The 25,846-nt window shown below is 43.2% G+C and carries 16 protein-coding genes and 1 tRNA gene; 12 read left to right on the top strand and 5 right to left on the bottom strand.

What is annotated here, in order from left to right:
- Window position 1: 1 nt before the first annotated feature.
- The 5 genes from ACO6S0_RS17520 (at window position 2) to ACO6S0_RS17500 (ending at window position 15,236) form a co-directional block, all read left to right on the top strand.
- Window positions 2-7,312, top strand: coding sequence for a beta strand repeat-containing protein (locus tag ACO6S0_RS17520; RefSeq protein ID WP_422349582.1), 7,311 nt, complete (start codon window positions 2-4; stop codon window positions 7,310-7,312).
- Complete coding sequence (locus ACO6S0_RS17515; RefSeq protein ID WP_422349581.1) at window positions 7,206-13,745, top strand: T9SS type B sorting domain-containing protein; 6,540 nt, start codon at window positions 7,206-7,208, stop codon at window positions 13,743-13,745. Before ACO6S0_RS17520 ends, ACO6S0_RS17515 begins: the two co-directional genes overlap by 107 nt.
- 19 nt (window positions 13,746-13,764) lie before the next feature.
- Window positions 13,765-14,715 (top strand): type IX secretion system membrane protein PorP/SprF, encoded by a 951-nt coding sequence (locus tag ACO6S0_RS17510; RefSeq protein ID WP_422349580.1) that lies wholly within the window; start codon window positions 13,765-13,767, stop codon window positions 14,713-14,715.
- Window positions 14,716-14,757: 42 nt separating this feature from the next.
- Window positions 14,758-15,120, top strand: a complete 363-nt coding sequence (folB, locus tag ACO6S0_RS17505; protein WP_422349579.1) for a dihydroneopterin aldolase — start codon at window positions 14,758-14,760, stop codon at window positions 15,118-15,120.
- Window positions 15,121-15,165: 45 nt separating this feature from the next.
- Window positions 15,166-15,236: transfer RNA gene (locus ACO6S0_RS17500), tRNA-Cys, on the top strand.
- A 29-nt stretch (window positions 15,237-15,265) separates the two neighbouring features.
- On the opposite strand, the gene ACO6S0_RS17495 is transcribed toward ACO6S0_RS17500, so the two are convergent.
- Genes ACO6S0_RS17495 through rnr form a run of 3 tightly spaced genes read right to left on the bottom strand, consistent with a single transcriptional unit; the run spans window position 15,266 to window position 18,840 of the window.
- Window positions 15,266-15,925, bottom strand: coding sequence for a LysE family translocator (locus tag ACO6S0_RS17495; RefSeq protein WP_422349578.1), 660 nt, complete (start codon window positions 15,923-15,925; stop codon window positions 15,266-15,268).
- A gap of 1 nt (window position 15,926) precedes the next feature.
- Window positions 15,927-16,607 (bottom strand): head GIN domain-containing protein, encoded by a 681-nt coding sequence (locus ACO6S0_RS17490; RefSeq protein WP_422349577.1) that lies wholly within the window; start codon window positions 16,605-16,607, stop codon window positions 15,927-15,929.
- 49 nt (window positions 16,608-16,656) lie between these two features.
- On the bottom strand, window positions 16,657-18,840 hold the full coding sequence (rnr, locus tag ACO6S0_RS17485; RefSeq protein ID WP_422349576.1) for a ribonuclease R: 2,184 nt from the start codon (window positions 18,838-18,840) through the stop codon (window positions 16,657-16,659).
- A 590-nt stretch (window positions 18,841-19,430) separates the two neighbouring features.
- Here rnr and ACO6S0_RS17480 point away from each other — a divergent pair.
- The 7 genes from ACO6S0_RS17480 (at window position 19,431) to ACO6S0_RS17450 (ending at window position 24,019) form a co-directional block, all read left to right on the top strand.
- Entirely contained in the window at window positions 19,431-19,862 is a 432-nt protein-coding gene (locus tag ACO6S0_RS17480; RefSeq protein ID WP_422349575.1) for an RpiB/LacA/LacB family sugar-phosphate isomerase, read from the top strand.
- 9 nt (window positions 19,863-19,871) lie between these two features.
- Window positions 19,872-20,789, top strand: coding sequence for a cation diffusion facilitator family transporter (locus ACO6S0_RS17475; RefSeq protein WP_422349574.1), 918 nt, complete (start codon window positions 19,872-19,874; stop codon window positions 20,787-20,789).
- A complete protein-coding gene (locus ACO6S0_RS17470; RefSeq protein WP_422349573.1) occupies window positions 20,789-21,232 on the top strand; it encodes a GNAT family N-acetyltransferase in 444 nt (147 codons plus the stop codon). Before ACO6S0_RS17475 ends, ACO6S0_RS17470 begins: the two co-directional genes overlap by 1 nt.
- 44 nt (window positions 21,233-21,276) lie before the next feature.
- On the top strand, window positions 21,277-21,666 hold the full coding sequence (locus ACO6S0_RS17465; RefSeq protein WP_422349572.1) for a helix-turn-helix domain-containing protein: 390 nt from the start codon (window positions 21,277-21,279) through the stop codon (window positions 21,664-21,666).
- Window positions 21,667-21,713: 47 nt separating this feature from the next.
- Window positions 21,714-22,109, top strand: coding sequence for a VOC family protein (locus ACO6S0_RS17460; protein ID WP_422349571.1), 396 nt, complete (start codon window positions 21,714-21,716; stop codon window positions 22,107-22,109).
- A 211-nt stretch (window positions 22,110-22,320) separates the two neighbouring features.
- Window positions 22,321-23,298, top strand: a complete 978-nt coding sequence (locus ACO6S0_RS17455) for a TolB family protein (protein WP_422349570.1) — start codon at window positions 22,321-22,323, stop codon at window positions 23,296-23,298.
- Window positions 23,299-23,326: 28 nt separating this feature from the next.
- Complete coding sequence (locus ACO6S0_RS17450) at window positions 23,327-24,019, top strand: nitroreductase family protein (RefSeq protein WP_422349569.1); 693 nt, start codon at window positions 23,327-23,329, stop codon at window positions 24,017-24,019.
- Here ACO6S0_RS17450 and ACO6S0_RS17445 read toward each other — a convergent pair.
- Complete coding sequence (locus tag ACO6S0_RS17445; protein ID WP_422349568.1) at window positions 24,016-24,624, bottom strand: hypothetical protein; 609 nt, start codon at window positions 24,622-24,624, stop codon at window positions 24,016-24,018. The two genes, ACO6S0_RS17450 and ACO6S0_RS17445, sit on opposite strands and share 4 nt — an antisense overlap.
- Entirely contained in the window at window positions 24,614-25,846 is a 1,233-nt protein-coding gene (gene dcm / locus ACO6S0_RS17440; protein ID WP_422349567.1) for a DNA (cytosine-5-)-methyltransferase, read from the bottom strand. The genes ACO6S0_RS17445 and dcm overlap by 11 nt, the downstream gene beginning before the upstream one ends.

The following is a 25,846-nucleotide window of genomic DNA, read 5'->3' as shown; positions in this document are numbered from 1 at the left end:
AATGACCAATCGATTTAATAAAGTACTTCTAGGTGTCCTATGTCTTGTTGGCATAGGTTTCAATGCCGCAGCTCAAGAGGTTCCTTTTTCACCGCGTCTTAACGATGGTGGAAATACCTATTTGAACATTAAGGGAGATTATACGTTTTTGTCCAACAGTGTCATGAACTCTGTATCCAATGGCCATGATGTGAATACGCCTTATAACGGCAATGGGAGTAACAACAGCTTGCATGTGGAATACGTTGATATCGATTCCGATCCCTCAACCTTTAACTCCAGCAGTTCAACCCTATCTCTCCCTGCTTGTTCGCAGATTTATTGGGCAGGATTATACTGGGCGGGAAACTACGATGTTGAGCGAGACGGTGATCATCGTAGCAGATATGTCAGCGGCTATACAGACGACCCCAATCACTATGATGTAACCCAAGTAAAGTTAAGGGTGCCAGGAAGTGCCACTTATATAGACTTACAAGCTGACACAGCCGCCGACCCGGTTGGGGAAGAGGATGATATAATCGTAGACGGATATAATACGTTGCCCAATGATCCATATGTATGTTACAAGAACGTAACCAATATTCTTCAAGGCCTTGCCGACCCTACAGGCGACTATTTTGTAGGTAATGTACGAGGTACAAGAGGTGCTACCACTTATGGTTGTGCTGGGTGGACTTTGGTTGTTATTTATGAAAACCCAACGCTTCCAGGAAAGTACATTTCCGTTTTTGATGGGTATGAAGGGATTACCACCCAATCGGGAAACTCAACTGCTGATATAACCGTATCTGGCTTTAACACCATTCCTGTTGGACCTGTAAATGCCCGTATTGGTGTAAGCACCTTGGAAGGTGAAACTTCGCTTTCCGGAGATACCTTTGGTATTGTTTCCAACAGTAGTGCTTCGTTTACCGATATCTCTGATGCGGCCAATCCCAACAACAACTTCTTTAACTCCACAATTTCCGAAGATGGAGCCAACGTAACCACAAGAAACGTAAGTAGCACCAATGCAATTGGATTTGATTCTGATGTGTTTGATTTGAACAACCCAAGTAACAGTATCATTGATAACGGAGATACAAGTGCCACCCTTAGATTGGGAACAAGCGGGGATTGGTTTGCATCTTTCTTAGTGACTTTTGGGGTAGAAATCATCGAACCAACCATAGTCCTGGAAAAGAAAGTAGAGGACATTGGTGGTAATGACATTACTGGCTTAGGGGTAAACCTCGGACAGTACCTGGATTACGTGCTTTCCTTTGTTAACACAGGAAATGATGACGCCACCAATTATACGATAAGGGATATTTTACCCGCAAACGTTACGCTGGACGAAACCACTATTACCGTACCAGCAGGCGTTACATGGACATATGATAATGCCACAAGGGAGGTTGTGTTCACCATACCGGACAATTTAGTGGAAGAAGGAGATCCGGTTTCTGAAATCAGAATGCGGGTACAGGTAGCAGAGAATTGTTTTGATTTTATAGACGCCTGTACGGATATTATTGAGAATTTGGCCTACTCAACCTATGAAGGGGTTATCAATGCCAATCAAATTAGTGATGACCCCAGTGTATCCGACTTTGATGACTGCGGATTTACCACTCCTGGAGCGACCAACTTCTTGCTGGACGACCTTTCGGCCTGTAACTTCACAAGAACTGTTCAGCTTTGTGGGGCTGACGTCTTGTTGGATGCTGGAGATAATTTTGACGCCTATATCTGGTACCGGGATGAAAATGGAAACAGCCTTATTGATGCTGGCGACACCGTTTTAAATGACGGTGATCCAGATGGCGACCCCAGTACGTTCTTGGTTAGTGAAACCGGAACTTTCATGGTGGACAAGCAAGTGGCAGATCCCTGTAAGGATTTCACCGAAATCATTATTGTCGAGCTTTTTGGCACGACTCAAACCAACCCCATAACAGCCTTGATCAATGACACCACAAATACAGTGGATGGGGAAATTGTTATCTGTCCCAATGATGGAAGTGAACTTCCTCAAATTTTTCTTTGTGGATTGAACGATACTGAATTGGTTCAGGTTAACATCCCCGATGCTGATAGCATTGAATGGGAACAATTGGATGAAACCAGTTGTGGTGCCGCCACGGCAGATTGTGCCAATACGGACAATTCGTGTACTTGGAATATTGTGGATACCGGAAACGACTTTTTGGCTTCAGATGCTGGCCAGTATAGAATGGTAATCAACTATCAAAACGGTTGTTTTAGCCGATTCTATTTCAACATTTTTAAAAACCCATTAGACCCACAATATACATCTAGGGACATCATCTGTAATTCCGATGGAAACATTACAGTGACCAATATGCCTATCGACTATGAGTTTAGGTTAATTGACCAAACTACTGGAACCGTTTTGGTGCCTTATAATGCCAACCCAAGTTTTGACATTACTACCAATGGTGCTTACACGGTTGAGATGAGACAACAAGGCGTTGTTGATGGTTGTGTATTTGTACTAGATAATATTGGTATTCTGGATAGGGATTTTCAGGTAGATGTTGTTCCCCAAGATACGGATTGTAACGGATTGGGCGAGATAGCCATTTCGGTTCTCAATGTAGAGCCACAATACTATTACGAAATTTCACAAGGTGGCACCGTGGTGGATACTTTTGGTCCTTCCGCAGACAATAATTACACCTTTGAGAACCTTAATGACGGTGTTTATGATGTGAACGTATCTACTGATGATGGGTGTACATATACCGAGCAAGTAACCATCAATGATCTAACCGATTTGGACTTGACCGCCAGGGTATCTCAGCATATCACCTGTAGGGAAGGTAATATCCAAATGGATTCATCTGGAGGATTAACACCACACACCTACGCCATTTGGTCATATGTAAACGAATCCGGCACAACGGTCACTTCCTACCCAACGGTAAACGATATTCCAGCAAGTGAGTATCAGACTAGTGTGATTTTTGACATTCTTGATCCGGGTGATTACACATTTGTGGTTGTGGACAGGAACAACTGTCATGCCATTTCCAATACGGTAACCATTTACTTTGAACCTTCAGTGGACTACACCACTGCCGCTACGGATGAAACTTGTTTTGGTGCCGAAGACGGAACCATTTCGTTCAACCTGATTAGCACTAATGGATATCAAGTGGAATTTTTCTTGATTGACGATGCCACAGGATTGGAAATTGCTTCCAACACTTCTGGTTTGTTCACCAACCTTCCACAAGGAGATTATACAGTTCGTCTTAACCAAAGAAAAGGAAGTGCCTCCTGTGATTATTTTGAGAATTATACCATCAGCGGCCCTACTTCTGGAGTATCTGGAGATGCCGTTCTCATTCAGGATTACACCTGTCTTCAGGACGGAATAATAGAAGCTCAAAATGTAGCTGGTGGAACTGCTCCTTATGAATATAGCATTGATGGGGTTAACTTCTTTAGCGGTGCTGGAGCGGAACGATTTTCTAACCTGACCAATGGAAATTATGCCATTACAATTAGAGATGCCAACAACTGTACGTTTGTTACAAACACCATAACTTTTGACCCATTAAATCCTCCCTCAGACTTAACCTTTTCTGCTAGCACTCCCAACTGCCCAGCACTAACCTCTGATGTGACCGTGACCGTTGTTGACGGAAACACGCCTTTCGTTGTTGAGATTACCGCGCCCGCACCTATTGCGGCCACTTCTATCTCTGGGAACACCGCAGATTTTGATGGCCTTGCTCCAGGAACCTATACTTTTCGGGTAACTGACAATAAAGGATGTGTTTATGATGAGTCCTTTACCATTGATCCTGTTTCACAAATCAGTGTGGTTGGGAACTTGGTCAGCAACATCACCTGTTTCACGGATACAGATGGAGAAGTTGATTTTATCGTTTCCGACTTCAACACGGACTATGACTATTCCGTAACGGGGCCGGCCAATTTCTCTGGAAACAACCAAACAGGAGGAACCATTTCCTTGACTGGATTGGATGATGGTACATATACCATAGTTGTAACCGACAACCTGACCAATTGTACCGCCACTACAGATGTTACTGTGAACGCTCCTGCTGCGGCTTTAACACTAGGTGCTGCAGAAACCCAACCCACCTGTATCACGGATGGAAGTGTAACACTTTCTTCAACCGGTGGATGGGGAGGAAATACCTTTACCCTTACCAATCCGGATACTACTCCTTTTGGAACAAACAGTACAGGAGTATTTAACAACCTAACCCAAACCGGAACGTATAACGCAACCGTAACTGATGCCAATGGTTGTGTGGTCAATACCACCTTTACATTGAATGCTGCTGTTCCACCAGTTCTTGCAATTGTTCCCAACGACACCTGCTATGACGATGCCGTTGGATTAACATTAACAGCCAACGTAACTTCTGGCGGCGATGGTAATTATCAGTATAGTTTAAACGGAGGGGCTGCCCAGGCAAGCAATGTCTTTGCCGGATTAACCTCGGGAACTTATACCATCGAGGTTAGGGATGGGAACAACTGTACTGACACAGCATCCATAACTATTGACCCAGAGCTGAGTGTGACTGCAACAGCAAGCAATATTACGGCTTGTGCCACAGACACCGATATCAACATATCCGCAGCTGGTGGAGACGGAAACTATGTTTATGCCGTTGTAGCTGACGGAGCCACTCCAAATGCCGGTGATTTTGCGGCAGCAAACCCGGTCTCGGTTACTGGAGCTGGAGATTACGATGTATACGTTCGTGATAATAATGGAGCCGCTGGATTTTGCGAAGCTTCTTTTGATATTAACATTGTTCAAGATGCGCCCTTGGCAATTACACCAAGTTTTACTCCGGTAAGTTGTTTTGGAGGGTCTGATGGAACTATCACTTTAGTGGCGTCTGGAGGAGAAGCTCCTTATCAGTACAGTATTGACAACGGAACAAACTATCAAGTTTCTGGGAACTTCATCAACCTAACCCAAGGAACGTATAACTTAAGAATTAGGGATGCCAATAACTGTGAGGCCACGGGGACGGTAACTGTTACTGAGCCCAATCAATTGGTGGCCGAGGCACAACAGACCCAAAACTATACTTGTTTACAATTAGGACAAATTTCCGTAGGAAGCGTTACCCCTACCACTGGTGGCTCAGGAGATTTCCAATATAATATTAATGGAGGGCCTTGGACAGCTTCTACCACTGGCGGTCATGTCTTTACTGGCTTAACCGACGGAACCTATACCATTCAGGTACGGGATGCTAACGAAATTGGCTGCTTTATTACCCTTCCAAATGTAATTATAGCTCCCCTTCCTGTAGAGCCTACATTGACCACTTCTGTGGCTTACAACTGTGATGGTACAGGAGATATCACCATATTGCCCAACGACCCCTCCTATACCTACAGCTTAAATGGAGGAGCGGCCCAAGCAGGTAACGTGTTTACTAGTGTAGCTGTGGGAACACATACCATTGATGTAAATTATGGTAGTGATTGTGTTACCCAGACCACGGTTACCGTAGAGCCTGGAAATGCATTTGGTGCAAACATAACTACATTCTCTGACATCAGCTGTAATGCTGGAACTGACGGTTCCATCACTTTTGAAATAGAAAATTTTGATGCTGTCAATGGTTTTGAATACCAGGTTAACGGTGGTGGTTATTCAGCTCCGCAAACCACTAGCCCAATAACGATTAATGGCCTTGCCGCAGGAGCATATACCATTGAAGTTAGGGATATACTGGATAACACCTGTTTGATTACCCTAAATCAGACCTTGTCCGAACCAACCGCAGTTGTGACTACAGCTTCCATTACCAGTGTGTTGACTTGTACCAACGGAGGGTCAACTATTACAGCTTCGGCTGCGGGAGGAACACCAGCGTACGAATATCAGTTGGAAGATAATATCGGAACAATCTTAACGGCTTACCAAAGCTCCAATGTGTTTACTGGACTTGCTGCTGGGGACTATATCATAAGAGCTAGGGACACCAATCTATGTGAAGATCCCATTGATACCGCTTTGACTGTGGTTACTCCAACACCTATTACATTTACCTCAACACCAACAGCGTGCTACAGCGGAAGCAACGATGGAACCATCCAAGTAGATGTTACCGCTGGAAATGGGGATTACCAGTTTAGCCTTAATGGCGGGCCTTGGATAACCCCAACACCAGCCAATGCAACAACTCACACGTTCACTGCTTTGGCAGCTGGCAACTATACAATCAATGTAAGAGACGGGTTCGGTTGTACGGGAACCTTGCAAAATATTACCATTAACGATGCCCTGGTAGCCACCGTTGATGTGGTTGATATCAGTACCTGTGCAAATGGTAGCATTACTGTAACTGCATCTGGCGGAGTTCCCAATTTGGAATATGCATTCGTGCCAACCACCACCAGTCCGACAGGTCTGTTCACCACAACCAACACCTTTGCGGTAACTGCTGGCAATGATGGTGACTACGATGTTTATGTTAGGGATAATTCGGCTACTGTGCCTTTCTGTGAATTCATGGAAACGGTGACCGTTAATCCAGCAACTCCTCTAACCATTACAAGCACCCCAACCCCTCCAGAATGTCATGACGGTTTTGGTTCCATTCAAGTTGATATAACTTCAGGAATTGCCCCTTACACGATCCAAATTATTGATTTGGACAATGGCGGTGCAGGTAACTTGACGGATACCAACGTGTTGGTAACCAGCAGAACCTATTTCAATTTGCTGTCTGGTGACTATACCATAAACGTAACCGATGCCACTGGATGTTTGGTAACAGATACACCTGTAAATATTGCCAATCCTGATGAATTGACTGCTACCATTTCAGGTGTAACTCCAGCCACATGTACTGGAGATCCCAATGATTTTGGTTTTCAATTTACTGGATACCCAACTACCCTAGGCACTATTCAATTTAGTGATGATGGAGGTGCTACCTGGACTGCTGGCGACAACTCTGTTCCCGGAACCACAGATGTGATTACTGGATATAATTCTGGAGATATTGTTAATCCTTCCATGAGAACCGTGGATGGTTTGGGCAACACAGTTTGTCAAACAGATTTCCCTCCATTCTTGATTCCTTATCCTTTGGATGATCTGGATATTACTATTTCGGCTTTGGTCGTAAACTGTAACGAGCTACAGGTCACGGTTCAGGGGTCCGAGGGTGCTCCAGGCTATGAATATGCCTATTCTGATGACCCCGGTAATTTTAATCCTGGAACCGGCAACATGGTTCCCTGGCGACAGTGTGGACAATCTTGGAAATCCTGTGACAGCAGGTCATGGTAGATACATTTGGACTGGGTTGGTTCCTGGTAGAACATATCTTTTCTATGTAAGGGATAGTGGTGGATGCGTTAGGCAAAGTAATGTAAACGTTAATGACTTGATCACAGTTCCCTTAGAAATTACTTCCGCCATTACTCCATCTTGTAGTGGGGCCAATAATGGAAGTATTACATATACAGTAACGGACAACCAAGCTCCATTTGGAACAGAATTTAGATGGACGGTTTATGATATGACCTCTGGATCCCCTGTGGCAGTGGCCAATAGCGGTGGAAATGTGCCATATACTTCCCCGCAAAACGTAACTGTTAGTGGTTTGGGTGCCGGAAACTACTTCATTGAGGTAGTTGAGGTTGACGGAGGCTTGGACAGTTGTGTGGGCGCAACCGAAAATGAACTGTTGGACGAGCTTGATCCTTTGACTGGAACCCCAGTTGTACTACAGAACATTAGTTGTGATAACCCTGGTTTAATTCAGGTTCAAAACCCTTTTGGTGGCGGTGGAACCTATACATATACCGTAACGGGTCCCGTTCCTTTTGTAACCATTACATCAACTTCAGATAATCCAATCGAGATACCCGCCAACTCTCCTGCTGGAAACTATCATGTTACCATCGAAGATCAATATGGCTGCTCTACTCCTTTGGGTAACGTTGCCTTGACCTTGACCCCGGACCCAACAATTGATTCCACCAATGTGGACAACTGTTCTGACCCTGCCACAGTCACTATCAATGCGACAAGTGGTGCTGCACAGATATTCTATTCTTTGGATGGAGGAACTACATATCTGGATAATGGAGGTGTTTTCAGCAACGTTGCTGCAGGAACATACAATATTTCCATTCTTGACAGTAACGGATGTACCGATACGGATGTAGTGACTGTGCATCCTGTTTTGGAAGTGGATGTTGCCTTGACCAAGCTCTTGGATTGCTCTGTAAGTCCAGATGCTGAAATAACAATTGAGGTCCTTGCGGGATCTGGCGATTACGACTATCAAATTACGGATGGTACTGGAACGGTAGTGGCAAGAACGGCTCTTCCATCGAATCCGTTTGTGTTTAGCACAACCACTGTTGAAAACTATACTATCACAGTCTTTGACAACCTGACTTCCACGCCTTGTACAAGGGTGTTCAATATCCCGGTTGCCCCAGCCCTAACGCCATCTTTCAACATTACTTCAACCGCAGATGTTACTTGTAATGGAAATGATGATGGTACTATTGATGTTGCGGCCGTTGATAACGGAACTGGTCCCTTCACTTTTGAAATTATTTCTGGGCCTGGAAGTTCTGCCACTTTCCCGTTAGCGCCAACAAGCAGTAATCCTACTACCGCATCTTTCACTGGGCTTGAGGGAACTGCAGCTGGAATTACCTATACCATAGAAATAACCGCGGCCAATGGATGTACCTCAACCCAGACACAGACCATTACCCAACCAGATGTGTTGTCCAACATAAACACAACTGTGGTGGAGTTCGGTTGTACCACTGGTAACAACATGAACAACGCTACAATCACTGTTGATACGGCGTCCATAACCGGCGGAAGTGGAAACTATGTGACCTATGAGTTCATTGACGATCAGGGAACTGTTCCTACAGGGGATGATGTTGTGGTTCAAGTGGGCCCAAGCAATGTGTACACTGAAACTAATACGGCTGGGGGTAGCTATATCATCAATGTTTATGACGACAATGGTTGTGTGGGTACTGTTACTGAATCCATTGCGCCTTTTGATGAGCTTGTTTCGGCCAGTATTGCCGTCGACGCTGCTGCCACTTGTTTAGCTGGCGAAGATATTACCATTACCGCGAACGGATCCATAACCAACTCTGGAACAACTCCTGCCAATTATGAGTTCAGGTTGTTGCCTGCCGGAATTTTCCAAGCCTCTGGAAGTTTCACTGGTTTGGCCGTGGGCACACATAATTTCGAAGTTAGAAATGTGGTTACAGGATGTGTCTTGGCCACCTCGCATACGGTAGCCGATCCAGAGATATTAGATTTGGTTGTGGTCAACACTACCAACATTACTTGCTTCGGAGACACCAACGGAGCAGTGGAGCTTGATCTACAAGATGCATTGGCGCTAACCTATGCAAGTGCCACCACTTATACTTTGTACTATGATATCAACAACACCCCGGGTAATTTGGCGGATGATGTTGTTACTGCTGGCGGCGATGCCGACGGTAATTTCAATATTACTGGATTGGCCGCTGGTAATTACTATATTGAAGTGACGGACACCAATCCTCCTGGTTCTGCCTGTGTTTATACAGAGTCGTTCACAATTGCCGGACCAAGCGTGGGCATTTCCGCCAATACTCAGGTCACAGATGTTACTTGTGCACTTAACGACGGTATAATTGAAGTTATAAATCCCGCTGGAGGTTGGGGAAGCTACACCTATTTTGTTGACTTGGCTTCAAACCCTGCACCTACCTTCCCTGGAAGTTATCAGGTTTCTCCACAGTTCTCCGGTTTGGCAGGTGGCGCTGGAGCAGGAACGGATTATCAGGTTTGGGTGGCAGACGTAAACGGATGTGAGTTCCAATTGCCCAATGTAAATTTGGTAGACCCAACCCCAATAACGGCAACCCTACAAATCAACCAAGAAAACTGTGCTGCGCTTCAGGGTGAAATTGAAGTAGTTGGAACAGCTGGAGGACAAGGAAGCAACTACACTTACCAGCTAATCAGAAATGGCAGCAATGTTGGTTCGCCTCAAACAAGTCCAATTTTCTCTGGTCTTGGAGAAGGTTCATATGAAGTACTTATTGCGGATCAATGGTCTTGTACTACCACGGTTGGTCCAGAGGTCTTAATCGAAACTATGTCTGCTACGGCAACAGTGGTTAAACCAATGGATTGTACGGTAGATCCAGGCGGTCATATCACCATAAATGTAACAGGCGGTTCCGCCAACCTTACTTATGATGTGCTATTCCCAGATGGATTGACCACAGCAAACAATACAACTGGTGTTTTTACTGGCTTAACACAGGCGGGAACATACACCTTCACCATTACTGATGGAGATACGGTAACCCCTTGTACTGTGGTATTGACCCAGGGTCTGGATGCTCCAGTAACTCCTGTAATCGATGATGTGGTTATGGCTCCTGTAAGCTGTAATGGCGGATCTGATGGTAGCTTGACTGTTGTTTTGGACCCTGCTACGGTGCCAAATCCGGTATATACCTATGAGCTTTACGAAATCACAAATTTGGCAGTGCCATACAGAGTAGCACAGACAAGCAACGTCTTTGATAATCTGCCTCAAGGTGATTATAGAGCCCGAGTTATTTCTGGTAGGTCTTGTGATGATTTCTTTGATCAGACAGTTACGGAGCCTACGGTACTAAATGTTTCTGCTTCGGCTACAGCTTTTGTGTGTAACGTAAGCAATGCCGTTAATACCTCAACAATTACGGTAACAGCTTCGGGTGGAACAGGTCCATATCTGTATAGTATTGACAATGTGAATTTCCAAACTTCCAACACTTTTGATGTTGTGGATACAGGAGTCGTTCAAAACATTACAGCTTATGTAACCGATGCCAACTCTTGTGCCCAAACAGCAGTTGTGGCTCCAATTCAGCCTATCAATGTATTTACTGTTGCGGTTACACAAAACATCGGCATTACTTGTGCCAACCCTGAAGAGGTTTTGGTTACCATTACGGATGATGGAAACCCAGCCAACACCTATACATTTGAATTGTTGCCTGTCGGAAACCCTGCAGGAACTCTAACGGCAACCCCAACCAATGTAACAGCAACCTTTGAGTTGACACAGCCTGGAAGCTATACGTTCAGAATTACGGACAACGCCACTGGTTGTTATGTGGATACGGCTCCTTATGATATCGCTCCATACGATACCATCGATGTGGTGGCTACGCCAACAGCACCTGCTGTTTGTTTTGGAGACACCAACGGTGCATTGGAAATCAATGTAACTGGATATACAGGAGCTTATGACTACGAAGTTTTCAACTCTGATGGAACCACAACGGGGGTAACAGGATCAGCCAATACGAGCACCAATCCATTGCCAATAGCAGGATTCCCAGGAGGCAACTATTATGTGCGTGTTACCCAAACCGCCAATCCATTATGTGTTGAGGATTCCAATACCATAACCATAACATCTCCGGATATGGCCTTGGCCGCCACACCAATTGAGGTAGCCAATGTGACCTGTGCCAATAATTTAGGAGAAATAGAAGTGTCACCTACCGGAGGTTTTGCGCCATATGATATCCAATTGACCAACACCACTACCGCTCAGGTCTACAATGTGTCCAATGTGGTCAGCTTTGTGTTCCAGGGCTTGTCTGCCGGTCTTTTCGATGTAGAAATTACGGATACTGCAGGTTGTACAATCAATGAGCCTATTACCTTGACACAACCAACGCCAATTACGGCCGATATTGATGCCACGCCAACCACTCTAGTGTGTTACGGTGACACCAACGCAACAGTAACCGCTATAAACGTATTGAACGGTAGAGGGGTTTACTTGTACGAATTAAACACCTACGACCCAACAGGAACTACCATTGTTTCAACAACCGGGGCACAAAGCAATGCTGCCTTCAACAACCTTGGAGCTGGAATCTACAGCATTACCGTTTCTGATGGATGGAGTTGCGGTGTAGAGACCGCTCAGGTTACCATTTCCGAGCCTGTTGAGGTTATGGCCAATTTGATTCAGCTTTCACAGCTAACGTGTACCGCACAAGCACAAATTGAGCTAACGGCTGCTGGAGGAACAGGGCCTTACGAGTTCAGTTCAGACGGTGTGCTTTATACCAATATGTCTGGTGGAAACACCCATACATTTACCGTTCCAGTTGGTGCATACCAATACTATGTTAGGGATGCCTTTGGATGTGAGGCCATGATTTCAAATCAAGTGACCGTAGATCCAATCATTCCGTTGGATGTGGTTATTGATGACAGTGCAGCAACCATTAATTGTACTGGTGAAGCCTCGGCCACCATCAGAGCTACAGCTGTTGGAGGTCTTGGCAACTACTCTTATGAACTATTTACGGATGCAGGTCTCACCAACTCCGTTGCTGGACCACAAAATGACGGTGAATTCAGTGGATTGATTGCTGGAACGTACTTTGTGAACGTAATCAGCATGGATTGTCAGGTAACCAGTACGGCTATCAATATAACCGATCCTACGCCTTTGCAAATTGACAGACAAGAATCCACGGATGTAACTTGTTCCGGTTTGGACGATGGTACCATCACCGTAGAAGTCTCTGGTGGAACTGGTGAAATTTTCTATGCCATCACACCTAACTTGGATCAGTTTGACACGGTAGGAACTTTCGAGGATTTGGCACCTGGCATTTATGATGTAATTGCCCAAGATAGAAATGGATGTTTTGAAACCTTCCAATTTGAGATTTTGCAGCCAGAACCTATCCAAGCTCAGGCCATCAATGTAATGCACGAAGTTTGTTTCAATAGTGCGGATGGATCCTTTGAATTGGACATCACAGGTGGTACTGCACCTTATTTCTCCAGTTTGAATTCCAATGCGGATACGGATTTTGTTCAAGATCAAATCTTGTTCCAGAACCTTCCTGCAGGAATGCACGTGGTGTTCGTAAGGGATGCACAGGGTTGTGAAACCAACATCATTGTAGAAATCAACGCTGGTGTTAATCTTGCAGCGGAAGTTACCCCAATCTATGAGTGTGATGGAAATCTGCCAACCAACCGTTTGGATATTGTCTTTGAAGACACCTCTGTTATATCAGATGTGATGTACGCCATTGATTCCACGGATCCTGCAGATCTTCAACTGACGTCCGACTTCATGAACATCGCATCAGGTGATCATTTCTTGACCATTGCGCACGCAAACGGGTGTATCAATACCATTGATTTCAGCATTACCGGCTTTGAGCCATTGACCTTGGTGTTGGAGAACAACAACATCAATGAAATTACGGCCGTAGCCGAAGGAGGTCTGGAAGACTACACCTTCATCTTTGATGGAGTGGACAACGGAACGGACAACACCTACATAATCAACAGAACCGATGCCTATACCGTTACGGTCATTGATCAAAACGGATGTGAGGTAACCATGGAAATTTATATGGAATTCATTGATATTGAGGTGCCTGACTTCTTTACTCCAGATGGAGATGGAATGAATGACAACTGGTTGCCAGACAATCTTGAAGCCTTCCCCAACGTACTAATGATCATTTTTGATCGTTATGGTAGAGAGCTCTATCGTATGCGTTATGGCGATCCCGGATGGAACGGAATCTACAATAACAGTGAGCTCCCAACTGGAGATTACTGGTACATCATCAAGCTCCAAGGCGAGAATGATGACCGTGAATTGGTTGGACACTTTACCCTATATCGAAATTGATCCTTTAACCTACTGCATCATGTTAAGAAAAAGCATAACCTCAATCTTCATCCTACTGCTCTCCCTCGGGGCAGTGGCACAGGAACTGACCATTCCGCAGCTTTCGCAATATATTGCGGACAACCCCTTTCTAATGTCCCCAACCTATGCGGGAATTGGCGATCACATCAAGGTTAGACTTAACGGTCTTACGCAATGGGTGGGTATTGAGGATGCCCCGGACACCCAAACTTTGGCGGCAGATGCTAGAATAGGTAATAGGTCAGGCCTTGGGATGCTTATGTACAATGATAGTAACGGGGAAACGAAGCAGCGAGGAGCCAGAGTATCCTTTGCACACCACTTGACCTTGGATAGATACGAGGATGTCTTCCTGTCCTTCGGTATTTCCTATAACTTCAACCAGTTTAGGATCGATGTGGAAAACTTTACCGATTTTGGGGGTCAAAGACCAACTGACGATAAGGCTACCACCAACCACAACTTTGATTTGGGCGTCTTATATCGATTCAGTAAGTTCTACATAAGCTTGAATGCTTCCAATATTTTGCCCAAGGATTTGGCACAGTTCAATCCTGTTTTTGAACCCAACACCTTGAGAAACTACTACGCCTATGCAGGGTATAGTATTTCCAAAAACAAAAACAGCAAACTGGAGATAGAGCCTTCGGTTTTCTATCAATATTTTGAAAGTGATGGTCGATCAGTGACAGATTTAAATGCCAAATTCCGTTTTCACGATTTTGAAGATTATTATTATGTGGGCGTTACCTATCGCTTCTTGAACGATCAATTGGGTAAACCTTTGTATATAGCCCCTATTGCAGGATTGAAAAAAAACAATTTCTACTTTGGTTATTCCTATCAGGTCATCACCAACGAAATTTTGGGATATAGCACAGGGACCCATGTTGTAACAGTGGGTATGGATCTCTTCCAGGGTATCAGCAATTGTAGATGTATGTACTAATTGCGGGGTTTCACTTATTTTTGTCCCACCAAAGCAAAAATTGTGGGGAAAATAAGGCTCAACAATATTAGAGTGCACTCCAACCATGGGTGTTTAAAGGAGGAAATGCTCATTGGAAGTGATTATCGGGTAGATTTGGAAGTATATACCAACTTATCCAAACCATCTGTTTCCGACAAGCTCAGTGAAACAGTTGACTACGTTCATCTCAACAACATTGTCAAGGAAGAAATGGCCATTCGTTCCAATCTTTTGGAACACGTGGCCAAACGAATTCTAGATCGTGTTTTTATAGAATTGACCACGGTTTCCAAAGCCGAAATAGAGGTCGCAAAAATCAATCCTCCAATAGGAGGGGATGTGCAGAGTGTAAGCGTGGTTTTAAAGGCCGAAAGACCTGATTAAAGGTTTGGGTAAGCTAAAAAAAGTAGTACATTTGCACCCTGAAATGGCATCGTGGCCGAGTGGCTAGGCACAGCTCTGCAAAAGCTTGTACAGCGGTTCGAATCCGCTCGATGCCTCAAGAACCCAACCAAATGGTTGGGTTTTTTTATTCGCTAATGCGTTCAATACCTTCTTTGATATCAAACTTTTCTTTGGGCAAAAATCCTTTGATAATCAACACGATTCCACAAACAATGATTACCAACCCAAGTACTTTCTTGATCAACACGATTCTTTCCGCAGTCAAATACTTTTTCAACTGCTTGGCCAATAAAATCTTAAATATGTCCGTAATAAAATAAACAACGATCATGGTACTGAAGAAGACTAAAATCCTATTTGGATTGTTGTCCAAACTAGGCCCCACGATCACAATCAATCCCAACCAAAAGGCCAGTACCCCTATATTGATAAAGTTCAAAAGAAATCCTTTTATCATCAGCCCAGCATAGGTGCCTTTGGAGGCTTTCAGGTTTTCTTTTTTGGATGCTTTTTTCGCAAAAATAACAATGCCGTATACCAGCAGAATCATGCCCCCAAAGACAAAGAGACCTGGTTGGTTGCTTAAATTTTCCAAAAGCTGAAAACTACTGAAATAGGCGATCAACAAAAAGACAATATCGGCCACAATCACTCCAAAATCAAAACTAATGCCCGCCCTAAAACCTTTGGTTGCGCTGGTTTCCAAAAGCACAAAAAAAACAGGGCCTATCATAAAGGCCAGTAAAAACCCCAAGGGTATTGCTGCTTGAATGTCTTCTATCATACTAATCCATCCGAATTACTTTCCCACCAAAAACCGTCTTTTCATCCATCTTTAAAGGGTCTCCATACACCAGAACCTCTCCTCCCGCTTTAACATTAGCCTTCACGTATTCTGTAGCGTAAATAGCCCCATTTCCGCCTGCATTCACAGTAATTGTGGAAAATTTGGTCTTGAATTCCTTGCCATTATATTCTCCTCCAGTGTTGATAATCACATCTTGGGTGTCCGCAAAGCCTTTTACTTCTATTTGTCCGCCTGTGATTGCTTTTACCAAAAGTTGTTCTGTTTGACAGTTGATTTCCAATTCTCCCCCTTCTTGAGCCCTTAAATCCAATACACTTTGAACCATGGTTTCCTGAGAACTTATCTTGGCATCTTCATTGACATCTATTACCACGAGTTCCCCTGCATGGAATACATCAACAAAAGTTCTATAACCGCTAAAAATTTTGTCAATTTCCATTCTAATTTTTAGCACACCATCGTTATTCACAATGGCCACTTTTTGTGTATGGGCTCCTTTGATCACGGCTTTGTTTTCATCCGATTTTATGAGATTAATGGAAATTCCATCAAAACCCTTTACCTCTGAAAAAGATTCCAGTTCTTTTGTAAGCTGCTCTTCCTGTGCTTGCATCAGCTGAAACGAAATGAACAGCATCAGTATTCTTAAAGCTTTCATGTTTCAAAGTATTATGCGCAATTGGTTTACAAAATGTATTCCAAAAAAATCACTTTTTCCTACCCACAAGGGAAAAATCCAAATGTCTTTTTATTAAATCCGTTTCCTTTACCATCACATAGACCTCGTCCCCTAATTGGTACATTCGTTTGGTACGCTCTCCCACAATGGCAAAATTACGTTCATCAAAAACATAATAATCATCTTTGATATCCCGAATACGCACCATTCCTTCGCATTTGTTCTCAATAATCTCTACATAAATGCCCCATTCGGTAACACCGGAAATAACCCCGAGGAACTTTTGATCCCTGTGGTCTTCCATAAATTTAATCTGCATGTACTTGATGGAATCTCTTTCCGCGTTGGCAGCCAATAATTCCATATCAGAAGAATGCTTGCATTTATCCTCATACAAAGTATCCTTGGGAGGTTTGCCCCCATCCAAATAATGTTGTAACAACCGGTGTACCATTACATCCGGATATCTTCGGATAGGTGATGTAAAATGGGTATAGTATTCAAAGCCCAAACCGTAATGGCCAATATTTTCCGTAGTGTAAATGGCCTTGCTCATACTTCGGATTGTCAAAGTATCCACCAAGTTCTGTTCTTTCTTCCCCTTTACATCCCTTAAGAGCTGGTTTAGAGAGCTGTTCAGGCTCTTTTTATCCCTAAGGTTAATGGAGTGTCCAAACCTTGAAATAACCCCGTTTAGAGCCATTAATTTTTCCTCATCCGGTTCGTCATGGATTCGGTAAACAAAGGTCTTTTTTTGTTTGCCAATGAACTCCGCAACCTTCCTGTTGGCCAACAACATAAACTCTTCTATTAGTTTATTGGCATCCTTCGATTCCTTAAAATAAACCCCTTCCGGTTCATTCTTGGCATTCAAATTAAATCGCACCTCAATTTTATCAAAGGAAATGGCACCCGCATCCATCCGTTGTTTACGCATGATCTTGGCCAATTTATCAAAGGTCAAAATGGCATCAACAACCTCATTGGAAATGGTATATGCATCCTCCCGAATGGATATTTCCCTTGGAATCTTGGCTTGTTTGGTTTCAATCACATGCTGTGCCTCCTCATAAGCAAAACGCTCATTGGAATTAATGGCAGTACGTCCAAACCATTGATTGATCAACTTGGCATTTTCATCCATCTCAAAAATGGCCGAAAACGTATATTTTTCTTCATTGGGTCTCAGGGAACAGGCCAAATTGGAAAGTACTTCCGGTAACATGGGAACCACCCTATCCACCAAATAGACGGAAGTCGCTCGCTCATATGCCTCGTCTTCCAAAACCGTATCGGGCTGCACATAGTGCGACACATCTGCAATATGAATACCAATTTCATAGTTGCCATTTTCCAACTTTTGGAAAGAAAGGGCATCATCAAAATCCTTGGCATCCTTGGGATCGATGGTAAAGGTCAATACATCCCTCATATCCCTTCGCTTGGCAATCTCGGATTCTTTGATGGAGGTATCCAAGGTTTTGGCAAACTGCTCCACTTCATAGGGAAATTCATGCGGCAGACCATATTCTGCCAAAATGGAATGGATTTCGGTATTGTGCTCTCCAGGTTTTCCCAAAATTTCCAAGACTTCTCCATAAGGAGATTCGGCATCATCAGGCCAATTTCCGAGTGCTACCACCACCTTGTCCCCATCTTTTGCCTTTTTAAGCTTATCCAGGGGAATAAAAATATCGGTATACATCTTTGGATCGGTAGGCCTTACAAAAGCAAAGGTCTTTTGCTTATCCACAATGCCCACATAACTACTTTTTCTACGTTCCAACACTTTGGAGATTTCCCCTTCCGGCTTTTTTCCATTGCGTCTGGGTCTCAAAAATATCTCAACCATATCGCCATGCAAGGCCTTGTTGAGTTTGTTGTATGGAACAAAAATGTCGTCTTCAAAATGTTCGGTAATGATATAGGCATTGCCACTGGTGGTCAAATCCACCTTTCCAGTGTAATAGGTGTGTAGAGTTGGCTTTTTCTTGAACTTGCCGCGTTCCACTTCCAAAATCCTATCTGTGGCCTTTAGCTGGCCTAATCTTTTGATCAAGGCGTTTCTATCACGGGTATCTGTAATACCCATTTTTGAAGCTATCTGCTTGTAATTAAAGCTTTTAGAGGGTTCTTTCTCCAGTACTGTAAAAATGCCCTTGGTAATCTCGTTTTTGCGTTGACTCGTGGCTCTCTTCTTTTTCTTTGACATCTACAGTTTAATTTTTTGAAAATTACGAATTATAATAAGGCAGCATCATTTTATGGCAAACAATCGTTTCACAAGAGTTGCTTTATCAACATATATTAATATTCTTTTTTCTTTCTTTTTTAAAAATTATAAAAATGATGATTATGATAGCTTGTTGAAATGTGGAATAAATTGTTTACGAAAAAATTGACTTCAACAGATAAGAAAGTTTGTGAACAAACTATCAAAGGAAAAGAAAATTAAAAATCAACGGATTAGATTTTTAATGAACATAATTTGATAAGTGTTTTCAACATGGATTTTTTGAAAACTAAAACCAAATTTATTGTTGACTATGGGAAATAATTGTTGCTTAAAAGTTGATTACTTTCTGATGGATTAAACGCACAATTTTGGATTTTAATATGTAATGCCAATATTTTTTGAATAATAAAAATTTAATTCCCTCAAGTTTTCTACGAACGATCAACAAATCCCAATTTTTTTCAAAGTTCTGAATATGAAGCCAATGGAAATATTAAGTGATTTTTATCAACATCCCAACTTTAAAAGAATCGTACCTTTGTATTTACCAATCTAAATCTTGAACAATGAAAATAGCTATAGGAAATGACCATGCCGGTACAGACTACAAACTGGCAATTATTGGTTTGTTGAAATCAAAAGGAATGGAAGTAACCAATTATGGTACCGATGGTACGGATAGTGTAGATTATCCAGATTTTGTGCACCCTGTTGCCAATGATGTTGAAGCAGGTAAAGCAGACTTGGGCATCGTTATCTGTGGCAGCGGAAATGGGGCTACCATGACCATCAACAAACATCAGAATGTAAGAGGGGCCCTGTGTTGGAGCAAAGAGATTACCGCTTTGGCCCGTGAACACAACGATGCCAACATTTTAAGCCTTCCAGCCCGGTTTATAGCGTTACCACAAGCTCTGGAAATGGTGGAAACTTTCTTGAACACCGAATTTGAAGGCGGTCGACATGAGCGACGCATAGAAAAAATTCCCTGCAGATAAGATGGATTAATGGGGCACCACCACCATCATGGACATTCGCATTCCCATAGTGATTTAAAGGGAAGGAATCTTCTCATATCCATAGTTCTCAATATTGCCATTACCGTTTCGCAGGTAATAGGTGGACTTATTTCTGGCAGTCTGGCGCTCTTGTCGGATGCCCTGCACAATTTCAGTGATGTCCTCTCCTTGGTCATCAGCTATGTTGCTGCTCTGTTGGGACGAAAAAAGGCTTCAAAAAACAAGACTTTTGGCTACAAACGCGCTGAAATCTTGGCCGCTTTTATCAATGCCGCAACTTTAATGGTGGTAGCTGTTATTTTGATGATTGAAGCTGTGGAGCGTTTTTTTGAACCCCAGGAAATAGAGTCTAATCTGGTAATATGGTTATCCTTGATCGCTATTCTGGGTAACGGCTTTAGCGTATTGCTGTTGAAAAAGGATTCAGAGGACAATATGAATATGAAATCGGCCTATTTGCATTTGCTTACGGATATGATGGCTTCCGTGGCGGTCTTGGTAGGAGGTGTGTTGATGAAATTTTACCAAATTTTCTGGGTAGATGCCGTACTTACTATGGCCATTGCCCTGTATCTCATTTATATGGGATACGATTTGTTGAAGGAATCCACCAAGGTGTTGATGCTATTTACCCCATCAACCATTGAAGTGAAGGAAATCGTGGAATCCATTTGTACGTTGGAACCTGTTAAAAATGTACACCACGTACATATTTGGCAGCTGAATGAAGAGGAAATTCACTTGGAGGCGCATATCGATTTTAAGGAAGACATCAAACTATCTGAATTTGATAAGATTTTGGTGGATATTGAAGAGCATGTATATCATAAACATGGCATCAATCATGTAAACATCCAGCCGGAGTTTGATAAATGTGATTCCAAAAGTGTAATTGTTCAGGATTGATGGAAATACAGATTAAAACTTTTGACCAATTAACTACCCAAGAGCTCTACCAGCTTTTGCAGTTGCGTAGTGCTGTTTTTGTGGTGGAACAAGATTGTGTGTATCAAGACGTGGATGGAAAAGATCAAAAGGCAATCCATGTTTTGGGAACAAAAGAAGGCAAACTTGCGGCTTACACCCGAATGTTTGGCCCAGGGGATTACTTTGATAATCCAAGCATTGGAAGGGTGGTGGTGGCTCAGGACGAAAGGCAATATGGCTATGGCAAAGTGATTATGGAAGCGTCCATTGCTGATTTGGAAAATAGATATCCTGGCAAAACCATTGAACTTTCCGCCCAGACCTATTTGCTCAGATTCTACAACAGCTTGGGTTTTAAGGAAACTGGTACGGAATATTTAGAGGACGGAATTCCGCATGTGAGGATGGTGCGAACCCAATAAAGCACTGAAATGCCTAATTTTATGAGTCTATAGCTAGATAAAGTATGACTTTTTACGAGAAGGAAATACATAGAATTGGCCGTAAGGTTTATGTAAACCAATCACAGATCAATGCCGTAATTAGAACCCGGCGGTATTTGGAAAATAACTATGGCGCCAACTCCAATTTGAACTATTTGTCCAGCGTTGGAGCCGTATCCAAATATCATTTGTTGCGCCTGTTCAAAAGATATTATGGCCTAACACCAACACAATATGTAACAGACAAACGGATTGGAAAAGCAAAAGAACATCTCAAAGACGGAATGTCCGTAACCCAAACTTGTTTTGCTGTTGGCTTTCAAAGCTTAGGGTCTTTTAGCACCCTTTTCAAAAGGAAAACAGGAAAGTCCCCATATCAATATCAAAAAGAGCAACTTTCAAGAAGCATTTAGTGTTTTGATTCTGGAACTTTCCCGCTCTAATCCTAATTGAAAAAAACATGAGAGTAACTTTAATAAGCATTCCCGTTCTAGATCAAGAAAAAGCGCTAAAATTCTACACGGAAAAACTTGGGTTTATCAAAAAACGGGACATCCCGTTGGATGGTGGTAACCGTTGGTTGACCTTGGTCTCCAAAGAGGCCCAAGATGGCCCCGAACTTTTACTGGAGCCCGCACCCTTGCATTTTGAACCCTCAAAAGTATACCAAGAAGAGCTTATGAAAGCCGGAATTCCCTATACCCAATTTGATGTGGATGATGTGCAAAAAGAATACGACCGACTTGTGGAACTCGGGGTGGAATTTAGCGTAAAACCCACCACAATGGGCACGGTAAAAGTTGCCGTTTTTAATGATACCTGTGGAAATAATATTCAGTTGGTGGAGGAGATTTAAAGAACCCAAAACGAGGGAATGTAACTACATAACGCTAAACACAAACATGACTATTATTGGAATGGTCAAAGAAGATTTCTTATTTGAAGAAAGATTGGAAGGACTTTTGAACAATTAAAATGGGGGCTCCCGTTTCCCAACAAAAGGTTAAACCCCTAGCGAACACTACCTAAAGGGTTTATCTTGATTTCGCTAATTCATCAAGTCAAAAATGAAAACGAACCACCTTCTGTTTTCAACACTCGTACCAGTGTTGTTGACAATCTCCTGCAACACCAAAAAAGAGCAGCCAAAAACTGCAGAACCGCCCACAAAAGAAGTCTCCTATTTTGGGCAAACCCCACCCGGTATAACCGCTGAAGTTTTTGCGCCAGGCATCATCTCCACGGAAAACTTTGAATTTGCCATTACCTTTAGTCCGAAAATGGACGAAATGTTCTTTACCCGCAGAAAGCCTGAAGCGGACAACGAGATTTTTCACATGAAATTGGAAGAAGGCAAATGGTCGGACCCAGAATTGGCATTTTTTACGCCGGAAATAGGATGGGACTTCGAACCACATATCAACCCAAAAGGGGACATTCTGTATTTTGGAAGTCTACGGCCCCTTCCAGATTCCACCAAATCTTCAGGCTTAAATCAATGGATGAGCAAAAAAATTCCCAACGGTTGGGGTGAACCCGAGCCCTTGGATTCGCCCTTTAAAGACCGATTTGTGATGTATCTTACTTCCTCAGAAAACGGGAATTTGTATTTCACCTCCCGAGATGAAGGTGCAGAACGCGGGGATGGGGGCATTTATAGCTCGGACAATGAGCAGGGCCAGTACAAGAGCGTCCAAAGAATGGGAACCGCAATCAACTTTGACGGCAAATGGATTGCCCATCCTTACATTGCGCCGGATGAAAGCTATATTATTTTTGATGGGGAACATGATTCCGGCTTTGGTGAAAGTGATTTGTATATCAGTTTTAAACAAAACGGACTATGGACCAAAGCCATCAATATGGGACCGGAAGTCAATACGGAAAAAACCGAAATGTGTCCCAGCGTATCCCCAGATGGCAAATACTTGTTTTTTCATCGAGGTGTCTATATTGAAGGCGAGGAAGAAAGCGGGGATATTATGTGGATAGATTTTGGCTTGTTGAAGGAAAAGTTATTGAGTCAAACAGTTGTTGTAAATTGAGGGTTGATTGAAAAACAAACCAAGAACGATGGCGGCACCAGACCATATTTTACTTAACGGCTACAAGCACGTTTTGTATACTACGAAATCATTATCCCAAGACAAATCTATTCAGAACAGCAAGACGTTCCACGAATGGCTGGACAAGCGGAGGTCCGTCAGGGAGTTTTCGGACCAAGATGTTCCCAAGGAAATTATTGATAATTTAATCTTAAGTGCTTCCACAGCACCTTCTGGTGCCCACAAGCAACCCTGGACCTTTTGTGCCGTGTCCAATCCTGCCCTAAAAACCAAAATACGGCAAGCTGCAGAAGCCGAGGAAAAAGAGAGCTATGAACATCGAATGAGCGAACGATGGAAAAAGGATTTGGAACCCTTGGGAACCGATATGCACAAGCCTTTTTTGGAAATAGCGCCCTGGTTGATCATTGCCTTTAAAAAGGTGTACGAGTTTGACGAAAATGGAGAAAAACACAACAATTACTACGTAAATGAATCGATTGGGATTGCTTGTGGCATGTTGATTTCCGCCATCCACAACGCCGGACTGGTTACCCTGACCCATACCCCAAGCCCTATGAATTTTCTAACTAAAATCCTGGATAGACCGAGCAATGAACGAGCCTTTTTATTACTTCCAATAGGCTATCCAAAAAGTCCAGCTTATGTTCCGGATATCCATAGAAAAGGACTGGATGAAATCGCTGTATATTACGACTAAATAAATCGCTTTCCGACACCAATTCGGGCTAAGAACTCCAATTTCAAAATAAGGTTAACGGGCTTTTCTACCTTATTTCTTCTAGAGAAAAAAAGGTAACCTTCCGAATAGGAATCAAGGTTTGCCAATTGCATTTTCCCATGATAATGAGGCTGGGAGCGCGCCAGACCCATCATTTTTTCACGGGTCATGCCCTTGGAATTCAAGAAATCCAGCAGCTTTTTACGGTTTACAAAGGTGATGTTGCAAGCAGTAAATAAGTCCTTCCCATCAGCATAAACTCCTGTAACCAGAGAGTAGAAATCTGTTTTTTTGTTTTCGTCTAAGAACCAACCCGTTTTCTGTTCCCCACCTTTTTCATAGCAAAGCTCAAAAGCAAAAGTGGGGAGGTTGGTATTGAGATAATCCAGTTGAGCCTTTTCGTCAATGTGGTATACCGCACCCGTTTGTTTGTGGGTAAAGGTCAGGTCAACACCTAAAAGCTGTTCTTCTATATTGGAAGTGCGTTTAAAAGAATAGTACTTCAAATACTTTTGATACTGGCCATCAAGAAAATGGGAAAATAGTCGCTCCCTGGACAAATCGTCTTTAAAATTACTCTTCAAATTCCTGGGCTTTCCGGAACAGGGCAGCACCAATTTCTTTAACCACACCCACCACTAAAGCATTGCCCATAAAAAAAGCACGTTTCGCATCAGAAATGCCCTCAAGTTGGGTGTGATTGTCCGGAAACATGTTCAACCGTTCCAATTCAACAGGGGAAAGCCTCCGCAATCCCCTTGGTGTTTGCACCACATGTTTAAACCGGGAAGGGGACTTACCGCCCTCTCCGGTAATAATGGTTCTGGAAGGTTGATCAAGGGCGTCTGGGAAAACCATACTGCCCTCACTGTAATTATATTCAAAACCAGCTTTGGTTCTTCGAATTTCTTTTTTGGCCCCTTTTAAATATTCCCATTTGGGCAGCTCCTCTTCTGAAATAAACAGACTTTCATCAGCACTGCCATTTTCCAAAATATCGGCAAGCACCTGTCCCGTTTTTTGTGGATGCGGTTCCGTTTGTAAGGTGGACACCAGTCCGTCAACACACACTCCTGAATTTAAAAAGGGGGAAAGCCCTTTTTCAGCGTTGAATTCCTCTGAAAGTTCTACCAAACTTTGGTCTATGGAAAAATGTTGGACATGTTGCGAGCTAGCTTTAACGGCAAATGCCGAGGCTAGCGTTCCTTGTTCCAAAATCCAGTCTTTTGCTGGAGCCTTTCGCAGAGATTCAAAAAGGGGTGAGGATTTGTGGTAGCCTAGAAAAAATACCCGCCTTCGGCGTTGGGGCATTCCATACTCAGCCGCATTGATTACACGCCATTCCACCGCATAGCCCAAGTTGTTTAGACTTTTCAGCATAATGGCAAAATCCCTTCCGCGTTGGGAAGAAGGGGATTTCAACAGCCGATCTACATTTTCGAAAAAGAGGTATTTGGGCTTGTTTTCCTTCTCGGATAAAATACGATGGATGGACCACCACAGCACGCCTTTTTTTCCAATAAGTCCCTTGGAATTTTTTAATGTTGTGGCCACGGAATAGTCCTGGCAGGGAAACCCGCCTACCAGAACATCATGGTCGGGAATTGCGTCCGTGGACACTTCTTCAATATTTTGGTTGGAATGGTTTTCGGCCCCAAAACGGGCTTCGTACACCAAGGAAGCATGCTGCATTTTAGTGGAAGGTTCCCATTGGTTGCTCCAGACCACCTTAAAATGTTCGGTATCCTCCAACCCCAATCGGAAGCCACCAACTCCGGCAAAAAGCTCACATACCGTCAACTGCAT

The organism is Flagellimonas sp. (genome assembly GCF_965233845.1).
In the GTDB taxonomy this organism is placed as follows: domain Bacteria; phylum Bacteroidota; class Bacteroidia; order Flavobacteriales; family Flavobacteriaceae; genus Flagellimonas.
Note: the sequence above shows the minus strand (reverse complement) of the source record. Positions and strands in the feature narration are given on the sequence as shown.

Bases quoted from the DNA above. Each gene is read 5' to 3' on its own strand.
- ACO6S0_RS17520 (WP_422349582.1), top strand. From the start codon at position 2: ATGACCAATCGATTTAATAAAGTACTTCTAGGTGTCCTATGTCTTGTT.
- ACO6S0_RS17515 (WP_422349581.1), top strand. From the start codon at position 7,206: ATGCCTATTCTGATGACCCCGGTAATTTTAATCCTGGAACCGGCAACA.
- ACO6S0_RS17510 (WP_422349580.1), top strand. From the start codon at position 13,765: ATGTTAAGAAAAAGCATAACCTCAATCTTCATCCTACTGCTCTCCCTC.
- ACO6S0_RS17495 (WP_422349578.1), bottom strand. From the start codon at position 15,925: ATGATAGAAGACATTCAAGCAGCAATACCCTTGGGGTTTTTACTGGCC.
- ACO6S0_RS17490 (WP_422349577.1), bottom strand. From the start codon at position 16,607: ATGAAAGCTTTAAGAATACTGATGCTGTTCATTTCGTTTCAGCTGATG.
- rnr (WP_422349576.1), bottom strand. From the start codon at position 18,840: ATGTCAAAGAAAAAGAAGAGAGCCACGAGTCAACGCAAAAACGAGATT.
- ACO6S0_RS17480 (WP_422349575.1), top strand. From the start codon at position 19,431: ATGAAAATAGCTATAGGAAATGACCATGCCGGTACAGACTACAAACTG.
- ACO6S0_RS17475 (WP_422349574.1), top strand. From the start codon at position 19,872: ATGGGGCACCACCACCATCATGGACATTCGCATTCCCATAGTGATTTA.
- ACO6S0_RS17470 (WP_422349573.1), top strand. From the start codon at position 20,789: ATGGAAATACAGATTAAAACTTTTGACCAATTAACTACCCAAGAGCTC.
- ACO6S0_RS17465 (WP_422349572.1), top strand. From the start codon at position 21,277: ATGACTTTTTACGAGAAGGAAATACATAGAATTGGCCGTAAGGTTTAT.
- ACO6S0_RS17460 (WP_422349571.1), top strand. From the start codon at position 21,714: ATGAGAGTAACTTTAATAAGCATTCCCGTTCTAGATCAAGAAAAAGCG.
- ACO6S0_RS17455 (WP_422349570.1), top strand. From the start codon at position 22,321: ATGAAAACGAACCACCTTCTGTTTTCAACACTCGTACCAGTGTTGTTG.
- ACO6S0_RS17450 (WP_422349569.1), top strand. From the start codon at position 23,327: ATGGCGGCACCAGACCATATTTTACTTAACGGCTACAAGCACGTTTTG.
- dcm (WP_422349567.1), bottom strand. From the start codon at position 25,846: ATGCAGTTGACGGTATGTGAGCTTTTTGCCGGAGTTGGTGGCTTCCGA.